Annotated in this window: 16 protein-coding genes; 3 read left to right on the forward strand and 13 right to left on the reverse strand. The window is 55.6% G+C overall.

From position 1 onward, the window contains the following. Positions 1–29: 29 nt before the first annotated feature. Entirely contained in the window at positions 30–2,735 is a 2,706-nt protein-coding gene (locus Q8W24_RS07635; RefSeq protein WP_305474933.1) for a S8 family serine peptidase, read from the reverse strand. A gap of 528 nt (positions 2,736–3,263) precedes the next feature. Here Q8W24_RS07635 and Q8W24_RS07640 point away from each other — a divergent pair. After that, positions 3,264–4,793, forward strand: coding sequence for a YifB family Mg chelatase-like AAA ATPase (locus Q8W24_RS07640; protein WP_305474934.1), 1,530 nt, complete (start codon positions 3,264–3,266; stop codon positions 4,791–4,793). Between the two features lie 70 nt (positions 4,794–4,863). Here Q8W24_RS07640 and Q8W24_RS07645 read toward each other — a convergent pair whose 3' ends face one another. After that, entirely contained in the window at positions 4,864–5,013 is a 150-nt protein-coding gene (locus Q8W24_RS07645; protein ID WP_303431062.1) for a hypothetical protein, read from the reverse strand. Between Q8W24_RS07645 and Q8W24_RS07650 the strand changes: the two genes are divergently transcribed. Beyond that, positions 5,004–6,221 (forward strand): YbfB/YjiJ family MFS transporter, encoded by a 1,218-nt coding sequence (locus tag Q8W24_RS07650; protein WP_305415490.1) that lies wholly within the window; start codon positions 5,004–5,006, stop codon positions 6,219–6,221. The two genes, Q8W24_RS07645 and Q8W24_RS07650, sit on opposite strands and share 10 nt — an antisense overlap. A gap of 138 nt (positions 6,222–6,359) precedes the next feature. Next, complete coding sequence (gene rep / locus Q8W24_RS07655) at positions 6,360–8,387, forward strand: DNA helicase Rep (RefSeq protein WP_305415489.1); 2,028 nt, start codon at positions 6,360–6,362, stop codon at positions 8,385–8,387. A gap of 94 nt (positions 8,388–8,481) precedes the next feature. Here the strand turns inward: rep and Q8W24_RS07660 are convergent, their stop codons facing one another. The 11 genes from Q8W24_RS07660 to Q8W24_RS07710 form a co-directional block, all read right to left on the reverse strand. Further along, positions 8,482–9,822: an NAD(P)/FAD-dependent oxidoreductase gene (locus Q8W24_RS07660; protein WP_305474937.1), complete on the reverse strand. Its 1,341-nt coding sequence runs from the start codon at positions 9,820–9,822 to the stop codon at positions 8,482–8,484. 682 nt (positions 9,823–10,504) lie between these two features. Further along, on the reverse strand, positions 10,505–11,497 hold the full coding sequence (locus Q8W24_RS07665) for a formamidase (protein ID WP_305474940.1): 993 nt from the start codon (positions 11,495–11,497) through the stop codon (positions 10,505–10,507). A gap of 214 nt (positions 11,498–11,711) precedes the next feature. Beyond that, a complete protein-coding gene (locus Q8W24_RS07670) occupies positions 11,712–12,308 on the reverse strand; it encodes a HupE/UreJ family protein (RefSeq protein WP_303431056.1) in 597 nt (198 codons plus the stop codon). Continuing rightward, positions 12,305–13,033: a cysteine hydrolase family protein gene (locus Q8W24_RS07675; protein WP_303431055.1), complete on the reverse strand. Its 729-nt coding sequence runs from the start codon at positions 13,031–13,033 to the stop codon at positions 12,305–12,307. Before Q8W24_RS07675 ends, Q8W24_RS07670 begins: the two co-directional genes overlap by 4 nt. Further along, positions 13,030–13,419 carry a nitrile hydratase accessory protein gene (locus Q8W24_RS07680; protein ID WP_303431054.1) on the reverse strand — a complete coding sequence of 130 codons (390 nt, stop codon included), beginning with the start codon at positions 13,417–13,419 and terminating at the stop codon, positions 13,030–13,032. The genes Q8W24_RS07675 and Q8W24_RS07680 overlap by 4 nt, the downstream gene beginning before the upstream one ends. A 1-nt stretch (position 13,420) precedes the next feature. Continuing rightward, complete coding sequence (nthA, locus tag Q8W24_RS07685; protein WP_303431053.1) at positions 13,421–14,041, reverse strand: nitrile hydratase subunit alpha; 621 nt, start codon at positions 14,039–14,041, stop codon at positions 13,421–13,423. Continuing rightward, the gene (gene nthB / locus Q8W24_RS07690; protein WP_305474943.1) at positions 14,038–14,736 is read right to left on the reverse strand and encodes a nitrile hydratase subunit beta; all 699 of its coding nucleotides are present in this window, start codon (positions 14,734–14,736) and stop codon (positions 14,038–14,040) included. Before nthB ends, nthA begins: the two co-directional genes overlap by 4 nt. A gap of 12 nt (positions 14,737–14,748) precedes the next feature. Then, a complete protein-coding gene (locus Q8W24_RS07695) occupies positions 14,749–15,519 on the reverse strand; it encodes an ABC transporter ATP-binding protein (RefSeq protein WP_305415484.1) in 771 nt (256 codons plus the stop codon). Then, complete coding sequence (locus tag Q8W24_RS07700; protein WP_303431050.1) at positions 15,519–16,307, reverse strand: ABC transporter permease; 789 nt, start codon at positions 16,305–16,307, stop codon at positions 15,519–15,521. Before Q8W24_RS07700 ends, Q8W24_RS07695 begins: the two co-directional genes overlap by 1 nt. A gap of 2 nt (positions 16,308–16,309) precedes the next feature. After that, a complete protein-coding gene (locus tag Q8W24_RS07705) occupies positions 16,310–17,299 on the reverse strand; it encodes an ABC transporter substrate-binding protein (protein ID WP_305474946.1) in 990 nt (329 codons plus the stop codon). A gap of 136 nt (positions 17,300–17,435) precedes the next feature. Beyond that, positions 17,436–18,374 (reverse strand): LysR family transcriptional regulator, encoded by a 939-nt coding sequence (locus Q8W24_RS07710; protein WP_303431048.1) that lies wholly within the window; start codon positions 18,372–18,374, stop codon positions 17,436–17,438. Between the last annotated feature and the right edge of the window lie 67 nt (positions 18,375–18,441).

An 18,441-nucleotide genomic window follows, 5' to 3' on the forward strand; every position in this document is an offset into this window, starting at 1 on the left:
AGGACAGGGCCTCTGCGGTTGCGCTGCTCTCACGGGAGCATGAGGGATCGCTGACGGGCCAGGCTGCTGCTGCGTTGCAGCAAGGTGGATGCCGAGCTGGTACTGTCGGTGCTGGTGCTGTCGGTGCTGGTACTGTCGGTGCTGGTGCTGGTGCTGGTCACGGTCGGAGCCTGAATCGATACCGTCATGGCCAGTCCGCTCACCGGGCTATCACTCACGGTCATGGTTTCCGGGTTGTTGAGGGTTGGATAGGCACCACAGGTTTCGCCATCGGTACAAATAACGTAGTCGACATCCACATCCGAACCGGCGTACAGCAGATAATCCCCTGCGCTGACGTTGGCCGAGAAACTGCCATCGCTGTTGGTGATGGCTTCTTCGATCACCTCGCCGCTGCTGTCGAGAAACAGCACGTATTGAATGGTCAGCTCGCCATCCCCGGTGACGGTACCAACGGTCATATTGGCCGTTAACGTCGTACTGCTGCCGGTATCGCTGGTGATGGTGATCTTGTCGGTGTAGTAGCCGTCGGCGAGGTCTGTGCGCGTTACGCTCACCAGGTAACTGCCAAAGCCCTGGTCATCAACACTGTCCGGAGTCACGGTCAGCCAGCTGCTGGTGGCGCTGACGCTGGTGATATTGGGTTCGCCACCACCAACATTGGACAGGGTAAAGCTGGCGCTGTCGTCCGTACCAATCACCAGTACTGACGGGCTGGTCTGCAGCAAGGCCGGGAGCGAGACGACGCCATTGTTGGCCAGTTCCCAGGCGGCGTTGACGGCTTTCAGGGCATTGATGCGGCCATAACCAAAGTAGTTGTCGTGGCCACTGTCACCAAGGTCATCACTGATACTGCCGCTGCTGATCAGGGTATCGAGCGTGTCAGGGTTCAAATCCGGATAAACAGCTTTCATCAGGGCGATCACACCCGCAACGTGTGGGGTCGCCATGGAAGTACCGTTGTAATAACCGTAGCTGCTTCGGCGGCTGCCAGTGCTGTCGTTGACCAGAGTGCTGAGGATACCGTCCTGGTAGCCGTCGTTGTTGAGGTCCTGATTAATGTTACCGCCAGGTGCCGCGAGGTCGAGGTGGCTGCCATAATTGGAATAATAGGTAATGTCATCGTCGGCATTGGTGGCACCGACAGCGATCACATTGTCGTAACCGGCGGGGTAGCTCACACTGGAGCTGCCATCATTGCCCGAGGCGGCCACAATAATAACGCCAGCATCATGAATGGTGGTGATGGCGCTTTGCTCTGCCACTGAATAACTGCTGCCACCAAGGCTGAGATTGATAATATCGGCGGTCTGGTCTGGCACGGTGCCGCTGTCGTTACTGAGCCCGGCGGCGTAATACATCCCTTGCAGAATATCGTAGCTGGTACCGCCTTCAAGGCCCAGTGCCCGGATCGGCATGACCTTGGCATCCCAGGCAATACCGGCGACACCGAGGTCGTTATTGGTCGCTGCGGCCAGCGTACCGGCGACATGAGTGCCGTGCCAGGAGCTGAACCCGGTGGTGGTGCTATCGCCGGGATCATCCGGGTCGTTGTCGATGCCATCGCCGTCGTTCGAATTGCTGCTTGAGGAAATAAAATCGTAGCCGTCGCTGGTCAGCTGATCGCTCAGATCGCTGTGACTGAGATAGACGCCGGTATCCACGACGGCAACAATCACATCGATGCCATCGCTGCGTTCGCCAGTGGTCAGCTCCCATGCCAGCGGCAGGTCGATGGCGGTGTAGTGCCATTGTTCGTTGTAGCGAGGGTCGGTTGGAGTCGCGAAGGCGGTGCGCCAGTAATTCGGCTCGGCCAGTAAGACATCATCCTGTTCAGCGACCTGTTTGACCGCCATCAGAGTGGCAAATTTTTCCTGGTAGTTGCCACTTTCGGCCGGGTGCTGCGAAGCGTTGGCTGCGAGCGTCATAACGCTGCTGTCGGAAGCATCAAAATTCATCAGCGCCGGACGTTGCTTGCCCTCGGTGCTGGTCGACAAGGTCTTGAGGCCACTGCTGGGCAGTTTGTTGCTGATCAGGTTACTGGCGGAAAGTTGGCTGTCTGGCTGCATCTGGATCAGCATCTGGCCACTGACAAAATCATTACCAATGGCGGTGCTGGCTCCGGTCGACGTCGACGAAGTGGCTATCGACATCACATATTTACTGGTGCCGGAATAGGCATACACACGAATATAGTAGTCGCCGCTTTCGGGTACCGTCAGGGTCTCGTAGGTTGATGTTGTGATGGAGGAGGCAACGTTATCGCCGTTTTCATCAATCAGCTGGAGGTCCACATCCCCGTTGTAGTAGGCACTGTCGTTGCTGTTGTCATCGACCACATGGACAACAATACGCTGGCCGGCTTGCAGGCTGACGCTGTAATAGTCGTTCTGGTCGCCGCTGTTACTGAAACGCTCCAGTGAAGACTCTCCCGATACCGCGCCACGGGTCCCATAACGGGTAACAAAGCCATGGACTGTCACCAGGTTGGTGATGGCCTGTGCAGTCTCGAGCGAATTATTGCTGCTGTAATCGGCGTAGATATCGTTGATGTCACTATCGACCGCTGTATTGCTGGCAGCACTGACGGTACCGCTGACCGCATAGGTGGCTGTATCTGTATCTGTTCCTGTGTCAGTACTCGTTGTGCTGTCTTCACTGATACCGCAGCCCGGCAGGGAACCGATGGCAGCGACCAGCGTGATCAAATAAAGGGATAAACGTCGGGGCTGCATAACTTTCTCCGGGGTGGTGCGTTGGCTGGTGATTGGGCAACAGGTCGGGCGTGAACGCTGGGATCGGGATATCAAGTCATCAAGCATAGTGCTGGATGGATAAACCTGCACACCAGGCACGGTTCATCAGGCACGGTTGATAATATCGAATTTATACCGTTCATTGTCATCCTGCCTGTACTGTTCTATACGGTTGTTGATTTAAGCTTGGCTGTTTGCTGTCAATGCCGGTCAGACCATGGCATTTTTTGACGCCCGAGGTTGTTCCCTGAGGTTTACCCGCGTCCAGCTGGGCGTAGAGTCTCGCTTGCACGAGCCTTCCATCTCGAGCCAATTCCATTGTCAATGGCCTTCTACGTCGAAAATCCAATCCCGCGTTTTCAATGAATAGCTCAGTGGTCTGTGATCGGGCAGTACGCGTTTGCAATCAATGGCGGTACCGTCGCGCATTTTTAGTGGCGAAGGTTGTCCCCCTGGTTGCACTCGCGCTAGTCTTTGACGTCTCTATCTGACAGGCAAGGAACGCGTATGTCATTTGCGTCGGTATTTACCCGCGCCCAGCTGGGCGTAGAGTCTCCCGAAGTTCGGGTCGAAGTGCACCTGTCGGGTGGACTGCCATCACTCAGTCTTGTTGGTATGCCGGAAGCGGCGGTAAGAGAAAGCAAGGACAGGGTCCGCAGTGCCCTGCTCACCTGCGATTACGAATTTCCCTCCAAACGTATCACGATTAATCTGGCACCCGCCGATTTACCCAAAGACGGCGGGCGGTTTGATCTGGCCATTGCGCTGGGCATTCTGGCGGCATCCGGGCAGATTCCTGCGGCCGCACTGGCCAATCATGAATTTCTGGGCGAACTGGCACTGAACGGTGAATTGCGATCGATCAGTGGCGCTTTGCCCAGTGCGGTGCAATGCGGACAGGCACAAAGAACGCTGGTGCTCAGTGACGGCAATGCCGGTGAAGTGGCGCTGACTCATACCGGCCGGGCGCTGACGGCTCGCTCGTTAACAGAGGTGGTTAATTATCTGCTTGGCAAGGGAGCCCTGACGGACGTCTTGCCGACGCCAGGAGGTAGCGGAGGGTTGCTGGATGTTCCGGATCTGGCTGATGTCCGGGGTCAGCCGCAAGCCCGCCGGGCACTGGAAATCGCCGCCGCCGGGCAACACAACCTGTTGTTTATCGGCCCGCCGGGCACCGGCAAAACCATGCTGGCCAGCCGTTTGCCTGGCATTCTGCCACCAATGAACGAGGAAGATGCGCTGGTATCGGCCTCGGTTTACTCCATCTCAACGTCGGGAGAAGACTGGCTGGAACGCTGGCGTCAACGGCCGTTTCGGGCACCGCACCATACAGCGTCCGGGGTGGCGCTGGTCGGCGGTGGCGGCAACCCGCGACCGGGTGAAATCTCACTGGCCCACGGCGGCGTTTTGTTCCTCGACGAGTTGCCTGAATACAGCCGCAAGGTGCTGGATGTATTACGCGAGCCGCTGGAAAGTGGCCGAATTGTGATCAGCCGTGCCCAGCGCAGCGTTACCTTTCCGGCCCGGTTTCAGCTGGTGGCGGCAATGAATCCCTGTCCGTGTGGCTATTTTGGTGATCCGTCTGGCCGCTGCCGCTGCAACGAAGAACAGGTACGGCGTTATCAGGGCCAGGCATCCGGCCCCTTGCTCGACCGTATTGATCTGCATGTCGAGGTGCCCGCGATTCCGGCAGCGCTGCTGCACCAGTCGGTACCGGGGGAAAGCAGCGCCGAGGTACAACAACGGGTACTGGCAGCCCGGCAACGACAGTTACAACGGCAGGGTTGCTGCAATGGAGAATTGAGTGGCAACGAGCGTGACCGGGTTTGCCAACTGACGGAGACCGACAGCGCCTGGTTTCTGGCGGCGGTGGAAAAACTCAATCTCAGCGCCCGTGGTTATCACCGAATGCTCAAGCTGGCGCGCACCATTGCCGACCTAGATGGGGCCGAATTGATAGGGCGGCCGCATTTACTGGAAGCCGTCGGTTATCGCAGTCTGGATCGGTTTATCCGGGCCTCGGATTCGTCGGGATAATTCGGCGGGACACCTGATTCGTCGGGACACCCACCAAGCGCTATCAAACGGCCACGGACGGGTGAATGGCTCATAATGCAACTTTTACCCTCTCGCCCATGACGGCTTCCATCGCCATACTGGCCAGTCCGTTGCGCTGGCTGTCGCTGCGGGCGGTTTCCACCATCGGGGTGATGCCGTTATCTTGCTGGTCATCAAGGCGGAGGCTCCGTGCAATCATCGGATCATGAAACACCACTTACCACCGACGCAGAACGATACCGGGTTGTTTTTGCGGGGGTGTGTGCATTGATTCTCAGTGTCGGCCTGGCGCGTTTCGCCTATACCCCGATGTTGCCTGTGATGCAGCAAGAAGCGGGCATGTCGCCCTTGATCGGCGGCTGGCTGGCGACCTTTATTTATATCGGCTACACCACGGGCACGCTGATGGCGATGCTGATCAAAGACCCGTTGCGCCGCTATCGCCTCTACCGGCTGTGCCTGATACTGGCGCTGGCCAGTACTCTGGCCATGGGGTTTGTCACCAACGCCATCGTCTGGATGCTGTTGCGGTTTATTGGCGGGCTGTCGGGTATTGCCGGGATGTTGCTGGCCTCCGGGCTGGTGCTGAACTGGCTGATTCGGCATCGTCACCGGCCACGACTGGGGTTGCATTTTACCGGTGCCGGGCTGGGTATTATCGTCTCCGGGATCAGCGTCAGTCTGATGGGCAACTGGTTAAGCTGGGAGCAACAATGGATCGGTCTGGGGCTGTTGGGGCTGCTGTTTTTTATACCGGCCTGGTGCTGGATGCCACGTCCGGAAGTATTGCCGATTGGCCAGACCGCCAGTCATGCCCCTGTAGCTGCCAGCTCCCGGCGTTGGCTGGTATTGATGGCGGCGGCTTATTTTTGTGCCGGTTGTGGTTATGTGGTCGGCGCGACCTTTATTGTCGATATTCTGGAAGCCTTGCCCTTGCTGTCGGGTAACGGTGCCTGGGTCTGGGTGATTGTGGGATTGGCGGCGACGCCTTCAACGTTTTTGTGGGACAACGTCGCCCACCGGATCGGGCAAATTCCCGCGCTGTTACTGGCGTATGGTTTACAAATGCTGTCGATGTTGCTGCCAGCCATCAGCGACAACCTGGTGGTTAATCTGATCAGCGCCGCCCTCTGGGGAGGCACCTTTGTCGGGATCGTTAACCTGACACTGACCTTGATTGGTCGCCGTTTTCCGCACAACCCGTCCGGTGCCATGGCTGGGCTGACCTTGAGCTACAGCGTCTCGCAAATGGTGGCCCCGGCCATGACCGGTTACGTGATGATGCTCACCGGCCAATATCAGTCCGCGTTGCTGACGACCACCGCCGTTATGGCGATGGGCATCGCGCTGTTACTGCTGACGCACTGGCTGGAGCCAGAACAGCAGGCGGTGCCGGCCCAGGCATAAAAAAAGTTTGCCCGGCGGTCATCGCCGGTAGCGGTGGGCGCAACCCCGCCTCCCGCGACCGGTACGCAAAGCCGACAGCGAAGCCTGATTTTGTCGTGTCTCTGAGCTAGAATGCAGGCCTGATTCAGAGGACATGTCGTGGTCGATTTAACCCAACTCAATCCCCGCCAACGCGAAGCCGCCAAATACATCGACGGCCCGCTACTGGTACTCGCAGGCGCCGGTTCCGGCAAAACCAGTGTGATCACCCGCAAGATCGCCTACCTGATCGATGCCTGTGGCATCAAGTCTCACCATATTGCCGCCGTGACCTTTACCAACAAGGCCGCCCGCGAAATGAAAGAGCGGGTCACCGCCCTGACCGGCAAAGGTGGCGCGCGCGGATTAACGGTCTCGACCTTCCACAACCTGGGCCTCAATATTATCCGCCAGGAGCTGGCCGCTTCGGGCTACAAGGCTGGCTTTTCCATCCTCGACCAGGACGACTGCAAGGGTATTATCCGTGACGTGATGCAACGCGAACACGGTGATGACGGCGATATGGTCGAGCTGGTGCAAAGCACCATCTCCAACCTCAAGAACGACCTGATCGCTCCGGCCGACGCCATCCAGCAGGCACAAAGCCAGCAAGAAATGCTGATTGCCCAGACCTACTCGATTTACCAGCGCATGCTGAAAGCCTACAACGCGGTGGATTTTGACGACCTGATCATGGTGCCAACGCTGCTGTTCCGCGATTTTCCTGATGTACTAACGCGCTGGCAGAAAAAAATCCGCTACCTGCTGGTGGACGAATACCAGGACACCAACACCTCCCAGTACGAAATGGTCAAGTCGCTGGTGGGGCATCGCACCGGGCTGACCGTGGTTGGCGACGACGACCAATCGATTTATGCCTGGCGTGGTGCACGGCCGGAAAACCTGTCGTTGCTGAAACAGGATTTTCCGACCCTGAAGGTCGTCAAGCTGGAGCAAAACTACCGCTCCACCGGCCTGATTCTGAACGCCGCCAACCGCGTGATCGACAATAACCCCCACGAGTTCCAGAAGCGGCTCTGGTCCGATATGGGCTACGGCGACCCGATCCGTATTCTCAAATGCCGCAACGACGAAATCGAAGCCGAGCGTATTGCTTCCGAAATTGTCGAACGGCGGCTGCGGTACGGCGCAGGCTACAAAGACTTCGCCATCCTCTATCGCGGCAACCACCAAAGCCGGATGATGGAAATGAAACTGCAAGGGTTTCAGGTGCCGTACAAGATCAGTGGTGGCCAGTCGTTTTTTGGTCGCAACGAAATCAAAGACATCATGGGCTACCTGCGGCTGCTGATTAACCCCAGCGATGACGCCGCCTTCCTGCGCATCATCAACACCCCGCGCCGGGAAATCGGCCCGACCACTATCGAAAAGCTCAGCGAATACGCCATGAAGCGTGGCACCAGCATGCTGTCGGCCACCACTGAAATGGGCCTTGAGCAACTGCTGACTCCCAAAGCCGTGGATCGGTTGCGCCGTTTTGGTCATTGGCTGGCAGGCATCACCCGTAATGCCTACAGTGACGACGCCATTGCTGCCATCAAGGAAATGATCGAAGACATCGATTACGAAGGCCATCTGGCGCAAAGCTCCGCAACACCAAACCAGGCAGAGCGGCGGATGAAAAACGTCTGGTTTCTGGTGGACTCCATCCAGAAAATGATCGACAAAGCCGAAGAAGTCGGTGACGAAGTCACCATCGAAGACGCCGTTGGCAAACTGATCTTGCGTGACATGCTGGAACAGCAGGAAAACGACGACGACTCCGACCAGGTGCAGCTGATGACCCTGCACGCTTCCAAAGGTCTGGAGTACCCCCACGTTTACATCGTCGGCATGGAAGAAGAACTGATGCCGCACCGCAACGCCATCGAAGCCGACACCATCGAAGAAGAACGCCGCCTGATGTACGTAGGCATCACCCGCGCCAAACGTTCGTTAACCCTCACCTACGCCGGTAAGCGCCGCCAGTATGGCGATGTCTCCGATACCACCCACTCCCGTTTCCTCGACGAACTGCCGCCGGACGATATTGAATGGGAAGGCAAAACCGAAACTACCCCGGAACAGCAAAAACAGCGCGGCCAAGAAACCCTGGCCGGGCTGAAAAACCTGTTTGGGGATTTGTAGGCGGGGATTTGTAGGAGCCAACGCGGACACCCACCATACGGCCGGAACCGGGCCCTACGCAATTATCCGCAATAAAACCCGGTATCCATGGCGGCTAATGCAATTTCATCTTCGGCTTGATCACCCGGGTCAGCCAGTCCAGAACCACAATAATGGCTCCCCGGAATTTGCCGTGAATCGCCAGCTGGTGCATGCGATATAACGACACATAAAACAGGCGGGCGAGGTTACCCTCAACAAACATGGACTTGCTGCTGAGGTTGCCCATCAAATTACCGACGGCGCTGTAACGGCTGAGGCTCACCAAGGAACCATGGTCGTGGTATTTGAACCCCTTCAGCGGCTTGTTCTCGCGTTCGTTAAGAATATTTTTATAGACGCAGCTGGCCATCTGATGGGCAGACTGGGCGCGGGGTGGCACCTGACTGCCGTCTTCCATGGTGAACGCACAGCAGTCGCCGATCACCCAAACATCCTTGAGTGGTTTGCCATCCGGATTATTGGCCTGCAAAAAATCGTTCACAATAATCTGATTGGCGCGGTTCAGCCCAAGTCCTTCAATCTGACGGATAAAATCCGGTGCCTTCACGCCTGCCGCCCAGACCATCAGGTCGGCATCGATACGGCTGCCGTCCTTGGTTTGCAGCCCCTGTTCATCGGCGGCACTGACCATCACCGCAGTCTGGATAGACACCCCCAGCTCGCGCAACTCCCGGGTGACGGCGGTGGATATACGCTCCGGCAGAGCAGGCAGTACCCGTGGCCCGGCCTCGACCAGCGTTACCTCCAGCTGATGCCGCGACATGCCCGCCATTCCGTAAGAGCGCAATAACTCAGTTACCCGATGCAACTCGGCAGACAACTCAACACCCGTTGCTCCGGCACCGACGATGGCAATGCGCAAACTGTCTCCCGGACGGTTCTGGTGAATATCGGTGAACTGATCGATCAGCGCGGTATGAAAGCGTCCCGCCTGCTTGTGGGAATCGAGCATATAACAGTGGGTCTGAATGCCCGGTGTACCGAAATCGTTGCTGATACTGCCAACCGCCAACACCAGCGTATCGTACTCAAGGCTGCGCGGTGGCATCAGGGTTTCTCCCTCCGCGTTACGACGAGGCGCCAGCGTCAGCGTTTTGCTGGCCAGATTCACATTGGTCAACTCGCCCAGTTCAAACTGATAGCCGTGACGCGCGCCATGGGCGTGGTACGACACGCTCTCGGTGCCGGTATCCAGCGTGCCTGTGGCCACCTCGTGTAACAGAGGTTTCCAGATATGGATGCGATTGCGGTCGAGCAAGGTAATACGGGCCTTGCCCTTGCGCCCGAGGGTGTGGCCCAGTTGCGTGGCCAGTTCCAGCCCTCCGGCACCCCCGCCAACGATGACGATATGCTGCAAGCTGTTGCTGGGGGGCTGGGTGTTGTTTGTGTTCATGTCCGCTCCTGTGAAAAGGTAAAAAGGTGAAAAACGGGTCGGGAAAAGGTGGAGCCTAACGGACGTACCATAGTCTGTTGTTGTTCATGTGGGCAATGATCCCGATGTCTCAGAATAGGACCGCAGGCCTTGTACCAGAGGTGGTCGCCTTGTCTACGAATAAAACGCTACGATGAATGTACGACGATATGTGTACGACAGATGATGGATACAGGCGGAGGCGACGAGGCATCTGACTATAATGAGAGGCGAAAATTCATCGTGCCTGGCTGGTGTGGTGGGGTCGGCTTCAAATAACACCGTTGCAGGGAGATTATCTTTGGCGTGATATTGACCGTTACTCTATTTATTCCGTGGATAAAGTCTCTGCTGTTCGGGAGCGAAAAAATGGCGTGTTTTTCCGTCGGCGATCAGGGACTCTTTGGCCCTTTCAAAATCAGCGAGCAGTATTTGGCTTCTCAACAGGAACAGAAAGGCTGACCATGATCCTGATGATCATTTGTAATGGATCAGGATCAAGGCGTCTATCCGCAGCGGCAGCGGGTACGAGGCGTTGAAAAACCAAACGGAATGGGCTTTATAGAGGATCGGCGGCTAGCCTGGATTCGGTACGAGCCGCCTGACGAGCGTTCAGTCATGTGAGACCTGTACTGACAACACTCGCGTCACGATTTGCCAAGGCTTATGGCTGGTACGTTCGTTCTGGGATCGGGAAGCCGAAATCCCGGCCGTCAGTCACCCGTACATCGTTTTCCCAAGGCAGTTGGTAACGGTGGTTAACCATGTCTTGCATAAAGGTATAAGGGCAATCCTGTGCGCCCCCCTTGACCGCGACGTAACCCCGGTGGCCAAACTGGTAGATGTTATTTTCGACACCCCAGTGAATGCGGGCTTCGTCGATCAGATCAGGACGTACTTCTGCGCTGATAATCTCGTCCGTCAGGCCGTTGCCTTCCACTATGGGAACTCCATCAAAATTCACGAACATACCTTCGCCCATGGAGTTGAAGGTGCCTTCACTGCCAGCCAGACAAACACTTGCCGTTACCATCAGGTTACAGAAGGCGTTGGCCTGGTTGGTGATTTTCCAGGAATGGCGAATCGGTGCCGTATAGCCTGCTGTCCGTAGCATGATGTTGGCACCTTTGTAGGCACATTCTCGGGCCACCTCAGGGAACATGCCGTCGTGGCAGATCGCCAGTGACAGTGTACTGCCGTTGGGTCCTGCACACACAGGGATACCCAGATTGCCCGGTTCCCAAGGTTCGACCGGCACCCAGGGATGCAGCTTGCGATAGAAGAGTTTGATTTCACCTTCGTTGTCAATAATCACGCCGGTATTGTACGGATTACCTTCGGGGTTGAATTCCATAATGGAGAAGCAGCCCCAGATATCATGCTCCCGGCAGGCTGTCCGGAAGGCGGCCATTTCTGGCCCGTCCCGATTGCACATGATCTCGGGGTTGGTATCCATCGACAGTCCGTGCAGACAGTATTCCGGGAACACGACCAGGTCCATTACGGCCGACTGGCGCCGAGCCTTGCCGACCAGTTCACACACTCGCTGGGTCTGTTTTGCCAGTTGCGCTGGCGTCGATACGTCTGGCAACTGCAGTTGCACCAAACCAATAACCACTCCTGACGGTGATTTGTTCAAGCCACCAAGTCCACTCATGTTTTTCTCCGAGTCATATCGCCCGTGGCACTATCATTACGACGGGCGTAAAAAAACAGGGCACGTGTTGAGACACGGCCACTCAATATTGTCAGATTGCTGGCGCGAGCAACCGCTGTGCATGCCAATCTTCATGGGCCCAGTCGCGTCGCGCAGATGGTTGTGGCGCTGATTCAGCGCCTTTGTTGGATCGTTGATCCAGGCCAAGTACGACCTAGACGATCAGTGCTAGTCCGATTAAAAGAGAGCCAGCGGCGGTGCGATAGTTTGCGGCGATGGTGGCAAGGCGATCGCCTGCCAGATGCTTCAGGCCGAAGACAATACCCAGTATCAGAGCTGCCTGAATCAGGCAGTAACCCACCAGATAAGAGAGCACCGGCGTGGCTTCGGCACCGACAATCGCTTCACCGTAGGCGTAGCCATGCAACAGCCCGGCAACGGTCGCCAAAGCCCATAGCAATTGGGTGCGGTCCAGTTTCTGCACGATCATAAACACTCCGACCAGTGCACTGGTGGCAACAATGCCAATTTCAAAAAAGTGGATTTCAGGCACTGCCATCCGGCTCAGGGTGCCGATAATCGCCAACCCCAGGAACAGACTCACCTGAGAAAATACATGGCGGCTACAAAACGCCAGCAGCGCGGCAAAGCCGACCACAAACAGGAAATGATCCAGCTCGATGATTGGGTGCCCGATCCCGGATAACAGCCCCTGTACGGCCGTTTCCGGGGTCTGTCCTCCCATGGGGTGGTGAGCTTGCGCAGATAATGGCAATACCAGCAACATCAGTTTGAGTGGTAGATATTTCATTTTGGCATCTCCGAAAGTAGAGTGTTCTGAGTGTTCACTTGGGTAGCTATTGACGTGATAGTTGTCAGAAATTGCGCAGCATCAGAGATCGTCGACAGATAACCACCCTCGATCTTCAGCAGCTCAATGGCAATGTCATGAGTGTGCTTGTCCGGCTCGGCGCAACAATCTTCCAGTACCAGTACGTTATAGCCCCGATCGGCAGCTTCTCGTACGGTGGAGCTAACGCAAACGCCCGTGGTTACGCCGGTGATGACCAGGTTCTCAATTTTTTTGTGGCGAAGAATGTCGTGCAGGTCGGTGCCATGAAATGCGCCGGTTCCTGCTTTGTCTATGATGACTTCGTCGGCACCGGGTTGCAGTTCGTCGATAAAATCCCAACCGTGCTCGCCGCGTACCAATAGCCGTCCCAGCGGGCCGTCACTGCCTATTTCGGCACCCGCCAGGGCGGTTTTCATTCGCTTGCAACGGGGTAAGTCAGACAGGTTGGGGCGGTGCCCTTCGCGGGTGTAAACCACTTCGATGCCGATCTGTTGGCAAGCTTTACGGACTGCCTGGATGTGAGGAATAACCGCCCGAGCAGGTCGCAGGTCGCCGCCGCGAGTATCCATGTAGCCGGAAGGGGCGCAGAAATCCCGCTGCATATCGATAATTATCAAGGCGGTTTTGCCTGGCAGTAACGGCCCTTCAATCGGGAAATCGTATGGATCACCTGGAATCATCATTGCACCACCTCCGGCCGAACGGATGTGTGGGAGTGGGTATGGGAGTGGGCCTGACGTTGCAGTTCCTGTCGATGTTCACCGGCTTCGAAGACTTCAACTTCTCGCGCACTGAGCTGCTCTGGCTGCCATAAATTGCGCGCTTCCAGCAGGCTTTGCAGAGCTTCCAGCCAGCAGCTGTAGTAGTCGTCATCGGTGGTTATGCAACCGCCTTTCTCTTGCCGTTGGATACGTTCGATTAATGACTGCTGGAATTGTGGAAGGGTGAACAGTTGTTTTTTGCTGGCCGCCAGCGTCATGCCAAACAGACGTGCGGACCAAGGGGTGTTAAAGGTCAGGTTTTCAAAACCAGACTGGCGCAGGGCCGTTACCAGAGAGTCTGATTGCATCTTAATTGTCCTGGCTGTTGGGTGAAATGGCGATGGTGCGGGAAACCCCGATCATATGATCACGGCTGATCAGCTCGATCAGTTCCTCTTCACTCAGGTGTTCTGTCTCGGCCGGGCGTTCGGGCATGACCAGATAACGAATTTCAGATACGCTATCCCAAACCCGGACTTCGATATCGTCGGTCAGCGTGACCCCCATTTCGGTCAGCACCTTGCGTGGCTCGCGCACCAAGCGGGAACGGTAAGCGCTTGATTTGTACCACACCGGCGGTAATCCCAGAATCGGCCAGGGGTAGCAGGAGCAGAGCGTACATACCACCACGTTATGTACTGTGGGTGTGTTTTCCACCACATGCAGCATCTCGGTCTCCGGGCCACCGATGCCCAGTTCATTACAGGCATCCAGACCATTGGCCAGCAGTCGCTGTTTGAAGGCGGGATCGACCCAGGCGCGAGCAATGACGCTGGCCCCGGTTTTGGGGCCAACATTTTCTTCGTAGTGTTTGACCACCTGGTCCACGTCGTCTGACGACAGCACGTTGATTTCATTCAACAGGCTCTCGATCGCTTCAGTCCGAATGGCCTGCCAGGCTTTTTTCGGATGTTCGTGGTTATGGCTCATTGTTGCTTCTCCTGCTCTGGTTCCAGATGGTCTTCACTGAGGTCGATATAAACGTATGAATTGGGTTCGGCATGGGCTTCTCCCCAGAGCACTTGTGCTTCAAACCGCACCGTATAGACCGCCTGCAGGTTCTCACCCTGATGATGCGCGCGAGTATCTGGTAACACCCAGGCCTGATCATTTACTCGGAACACCTGCCCTGGCTTGCCTCGGGTGTATCCCGTCACCCGGGTATGGCCGGGTGGATGGATATTGCGCACCCGTACCCATTGCCCTTCCGCAAAAATCGGTTCAACGGTGACTTCTTTGCGCCAGGCGCCCCAGGGGATTTTGTCGGCTTCCGCCAGCGGCCAGTTGCGGCCTTCGGAATGGAGTGGTGCAAACTCGCGCTTGTCAGCAGCGATTTCGGCGACTCGCTGTTCCACTTCGTTCAAACTCAGAATATTACGCCGATAGAGAATCCGCTCCATGGCAAACATCCAGCGCCCATAGTAGGTGTGGCTGATGTAGTCTTCCGGTTGCATCAGCTCGATTTCGTGCCGATGCTCATCCAGATTCCAGACGCCTAGCCCGTCAATCACCTGTACCATGCAGAAAATACGACTGCCCCATTCGGTGGTGAATACCGGTTCGTTAGGGTCAACGTTCACCAGACCAAAGCCATGTAAACCGCCCATATCATGAATGCCGTTCATCAAGTGCTCCTGTTAGTAAATGACGCGCTCGACCTTTTTTTGCAGTTCGAGGTAGTCGTATGAATAACGGTCGAGCATGGCCGACGCTGTTGTGTTTGCATCAATCAGAAAATCGGCCGGATTGCCGCCCAGAACCAGTACCCGGTCTCCCACGGTAATGGCTTCTTCCACATCGTGAGTCACCATCACCATAGAGGTGCCAGTGTCTGCTTGCAGTTCTCGGATCAGGGTGTGCATATGGCGTTTGAGGCTGATATCCAGAGCACTGAAGGGCTCATCAAGCAGCAGCACTTTGGGCCGAGTAATCAGCGCCCGAGCTATGGCTGTGCGTTGCTTCATGCCGCCAGAAAGCTCGTGTGGATACTGTTTTGCAGCGTCAGTCAGTCCGACGCTGGCTAGAATTTCCTTCACGGCTGTTACCTGGTCGCGGGTGTCATCCTTGCGAAACCGCAGGCCAAACTTGACGTTGCCTTCAACCGTCAGCCAGGGGAACAGGTTGTTCTCCTGAAAGATCATGACGATCTCTGGCGTCGGGCCATTCATAAAGCGCTGCTTGTACAACACACCGCCGGTATCCTCGGGTTGGATAAACCCGCCCAGCGTTCTCAGTAATGTACTTTTGCCACAACCGGAACGACCCAGAATCGTGGTAATACGCCCGGCATCGATCTCCAGGTTCATGTTTTGCAGGGGGCTGGGGACAGAACCCTTTCGGGTTGGAAAATTCACCGTCAAATTGTCCAGCGAAAACACCTGACGAGGCTCAGTATTGAAGCTGTTCATTACACTCTCCACCACAAGATACGCTTGCCAATAAAGGCCAGAATGCGGTCAACCAGAAATCCGGATACGCCGATAATCAACATGCCGAACATGATCAGTTCGTTGTTGAACAGGTTACGTCCCATCATGATGATTGCCCCGAGGCCATCTCGCATGCCAACCATCTCGGCAACCAGGACTGCCATCCAGGCGGCAATAAAGTTGGTGCGCAGTAAGGTAAATACTCCCGGTAGAATGGCGGGAAAAACAACCCAGACCCAGCGCTGCCACTTGCTGGCTCCAAGGTTGCCAGACACGGTGATGTATTCTTCCGGCACCCGGCGAATCTCTGCCAGCGTGCCAATGGTGAGGATGAAATAGACCCCCATAAAGACGATGAATACCGCGGTGCCGTTGTTGATCCCAAAGACGACAATAGCCAAAGGGATCCAGGCGATCGGTGCAATCGGTGCCAGCACATACAGCAGCGGTGAGATGCACCAGGTAACGAAGCGAGACAGGCCAATCAGCATGCCGGTAATCAGTGCCGCGACAAACGCCAGCGCCATACCCGCAAACACACGCCCGAAAGTAGCCAGAATCGCTTCATCCAGAGAGGCAGCCTGGGAACCCAGGCCAATCCGGAAACCACTTTCCACAACCATTGAGAGAAACTCGCTGGGGGGCGGCATAACGGTGGTGAACGTGAGTTCGTTATGGCCAGCCACTTCCCAGAGCACAATGATCAGGCAGAAAAACAGAGTGCCAACCCCCCAAGGGGCCACTCGTTCCCAGGCAATGGACTTCATGCTCACTGCTCCAGAGATTCAATCATGCCTGTGCGGAAAATATCGGTTGCGGCAATCTTGCCGTCGATATAACCCAGCTTGGACATTTCATCGACAACGTACTGTATGGACTCAACATCCGGCGAGAACGAAATAGGTGACGGCGCGCTGTTAAAGGCTGTTTTCAGTACTGCATCTGGCACGCGATAGTAATTGCCGCCCTGCAGTAGAGACATGGCTTTGTCGACGTCGGTGTTGATGATATCGGCTGCGCAGATCATTCCTTTGAGTAAGGCTTCCACGACTTCAGGTTTTTCATCCAGGGTCGATTGCAGCACGCTGACCACAGTATTCGGAGCTCTCTCAGCCCAGGCGGTGGCGTTGTCAGTCAGGCGGGTCGCAGTGCCCTTTTCGATCATCTCGGAGGTGTATGGTTTGATGTGACTGAGAATATCGACGCCGCTGCGGAAGGCTTGCACCATGGCTAGCAGGTCATCGAAGTAAATGAACTCGACGTCGTCGGCCGACAAGCCGACACGTTGTAGCTCGGTAATCATGATCAGCTCCAGGGTATCGCCCTGCAGCACGGCAATTTTCAGTTTCTTGCCACCGGAATCCACATGTTTTTTCAGATCTTCCATTGAGTTCAGATCAAGCCCGCTCTGGGCGATGACTTCCATCACACCCCAACCGCCAGCGGCAGCCACCACTCGGATCGGTACACCACTGCTGGCGGCAAAGAATGGCAACGTGAAAGGGTTGATATTGAAATCCAGAGAGCCACCAGCCAGCGCGGCATTGTTATCGCCAGGGTTGGCAAAAAAACGGGTATCGACCGCCAGACCTTGCTGCTCAAAACAACCACTCTCAACACCGACAAACAACGGAGCCATATCCAGAGCCACCAAATGTCCGACCGTTACGGGAGTCAGGTTCGACTCTGCGTTGGCTGATAACGCGGTGCTTAATGCAATGGCAGTGGCCAGCGCGGTAATAGTGCTTCGAATAACCATAATATTTCTCCGGTTTACTAAGTATGAATCGGGTTGAAGTTACCAATTAAGACTAGTCCACCGGATAGGGTCTAAAAATAGTCGTGAATCCATGTTTACTTTCACGAACTGGAGGGTATAGGCGGGATTTAAATACTTACGCCTCAATCGAGAGCGAGTCTGTAATCAAGCGCTCTTTATTAGTGCGGTCGGCCAGCATTCTAGCCGCCGATTTTTGTTCGAGGTTATCTTTTCGGTAGGCCATGAACACCTGAGAATAATGCACAAAATGCTCTGGCATCAGCGCAACCAGTCGTCCTTCCTCCAGCCAGGGGCGGGCATAGTGCTCGGGAAGGAAGCCAATAAACGGCCCGTGCAGGATCATCATCGCGGATTCTTCCACATTGCAGACCGTCGCAATCACACTCTCATGATCTTGGGCAATAAAGGCGAATTCGCGCTTCTGCATAAAATGGCGCACCACTTTTTTCTCATTAACAATCGTGTTGGCAAGTTCCCGACGATCTTTCACTCCTGCCAGTCGGTGATCTGGCCGACATACCAGCACATCCCGCTCGAAATACAGCGGTTCATAGGTGAGATCACTGTGGTGTTGATCAAAGATACCAATGCCAATATCCAGACTATTGTTGATCAAGCCTTTTTCGATGGCTTCGGGCGAAAGCACTTCGATTGTCAAATTGGTGGGCTTGTCTGGCTGGTAGGTACTGTAAAACCAGGATAATGCCCGGTGTAATGGGCAGGTGTCATCCGTTGCCAGGTTATCGATAATGCCAAGATGAATGGCATCCTTCTGGCTGTTGCGCAGCTGCTGCGTTTTGGCTTGAAAACTTTTTACGGCGGCGAAAAACTCCACCATGGTCTGATGAAAAACTTCACCTTTTTGCGTCAAGCGAAAGCCACTACGGCCACGCTGGCAGAGGCGGAATCCAACCCGTGCTTCCAATTGGTTCATATGGTTGCTAATGGTGGATGTACTGATGTTCAGCTCTTCCTGAGCGCTGTGAAATCCTTTGGTTTCTACAACGGCTTGAAATACTCGTAGTAGTCGAAGGTCAATATCAGAAAGGTTCATGCTCAGCTCTCGGTAAACAGAATCGCAAGAGGACGAAGCAATATCGCGACCACAAGCCTGGAAAAGA

The organism is Oceanobacter sp. 4_MG-2023 (assembly GCF_030689165.1).
Lineage (GTDB): Bacteria > Pseudomonadota > Gammaproteobacteria > Pseudomonadales > Oceanobacteraceae > Oceanobacter.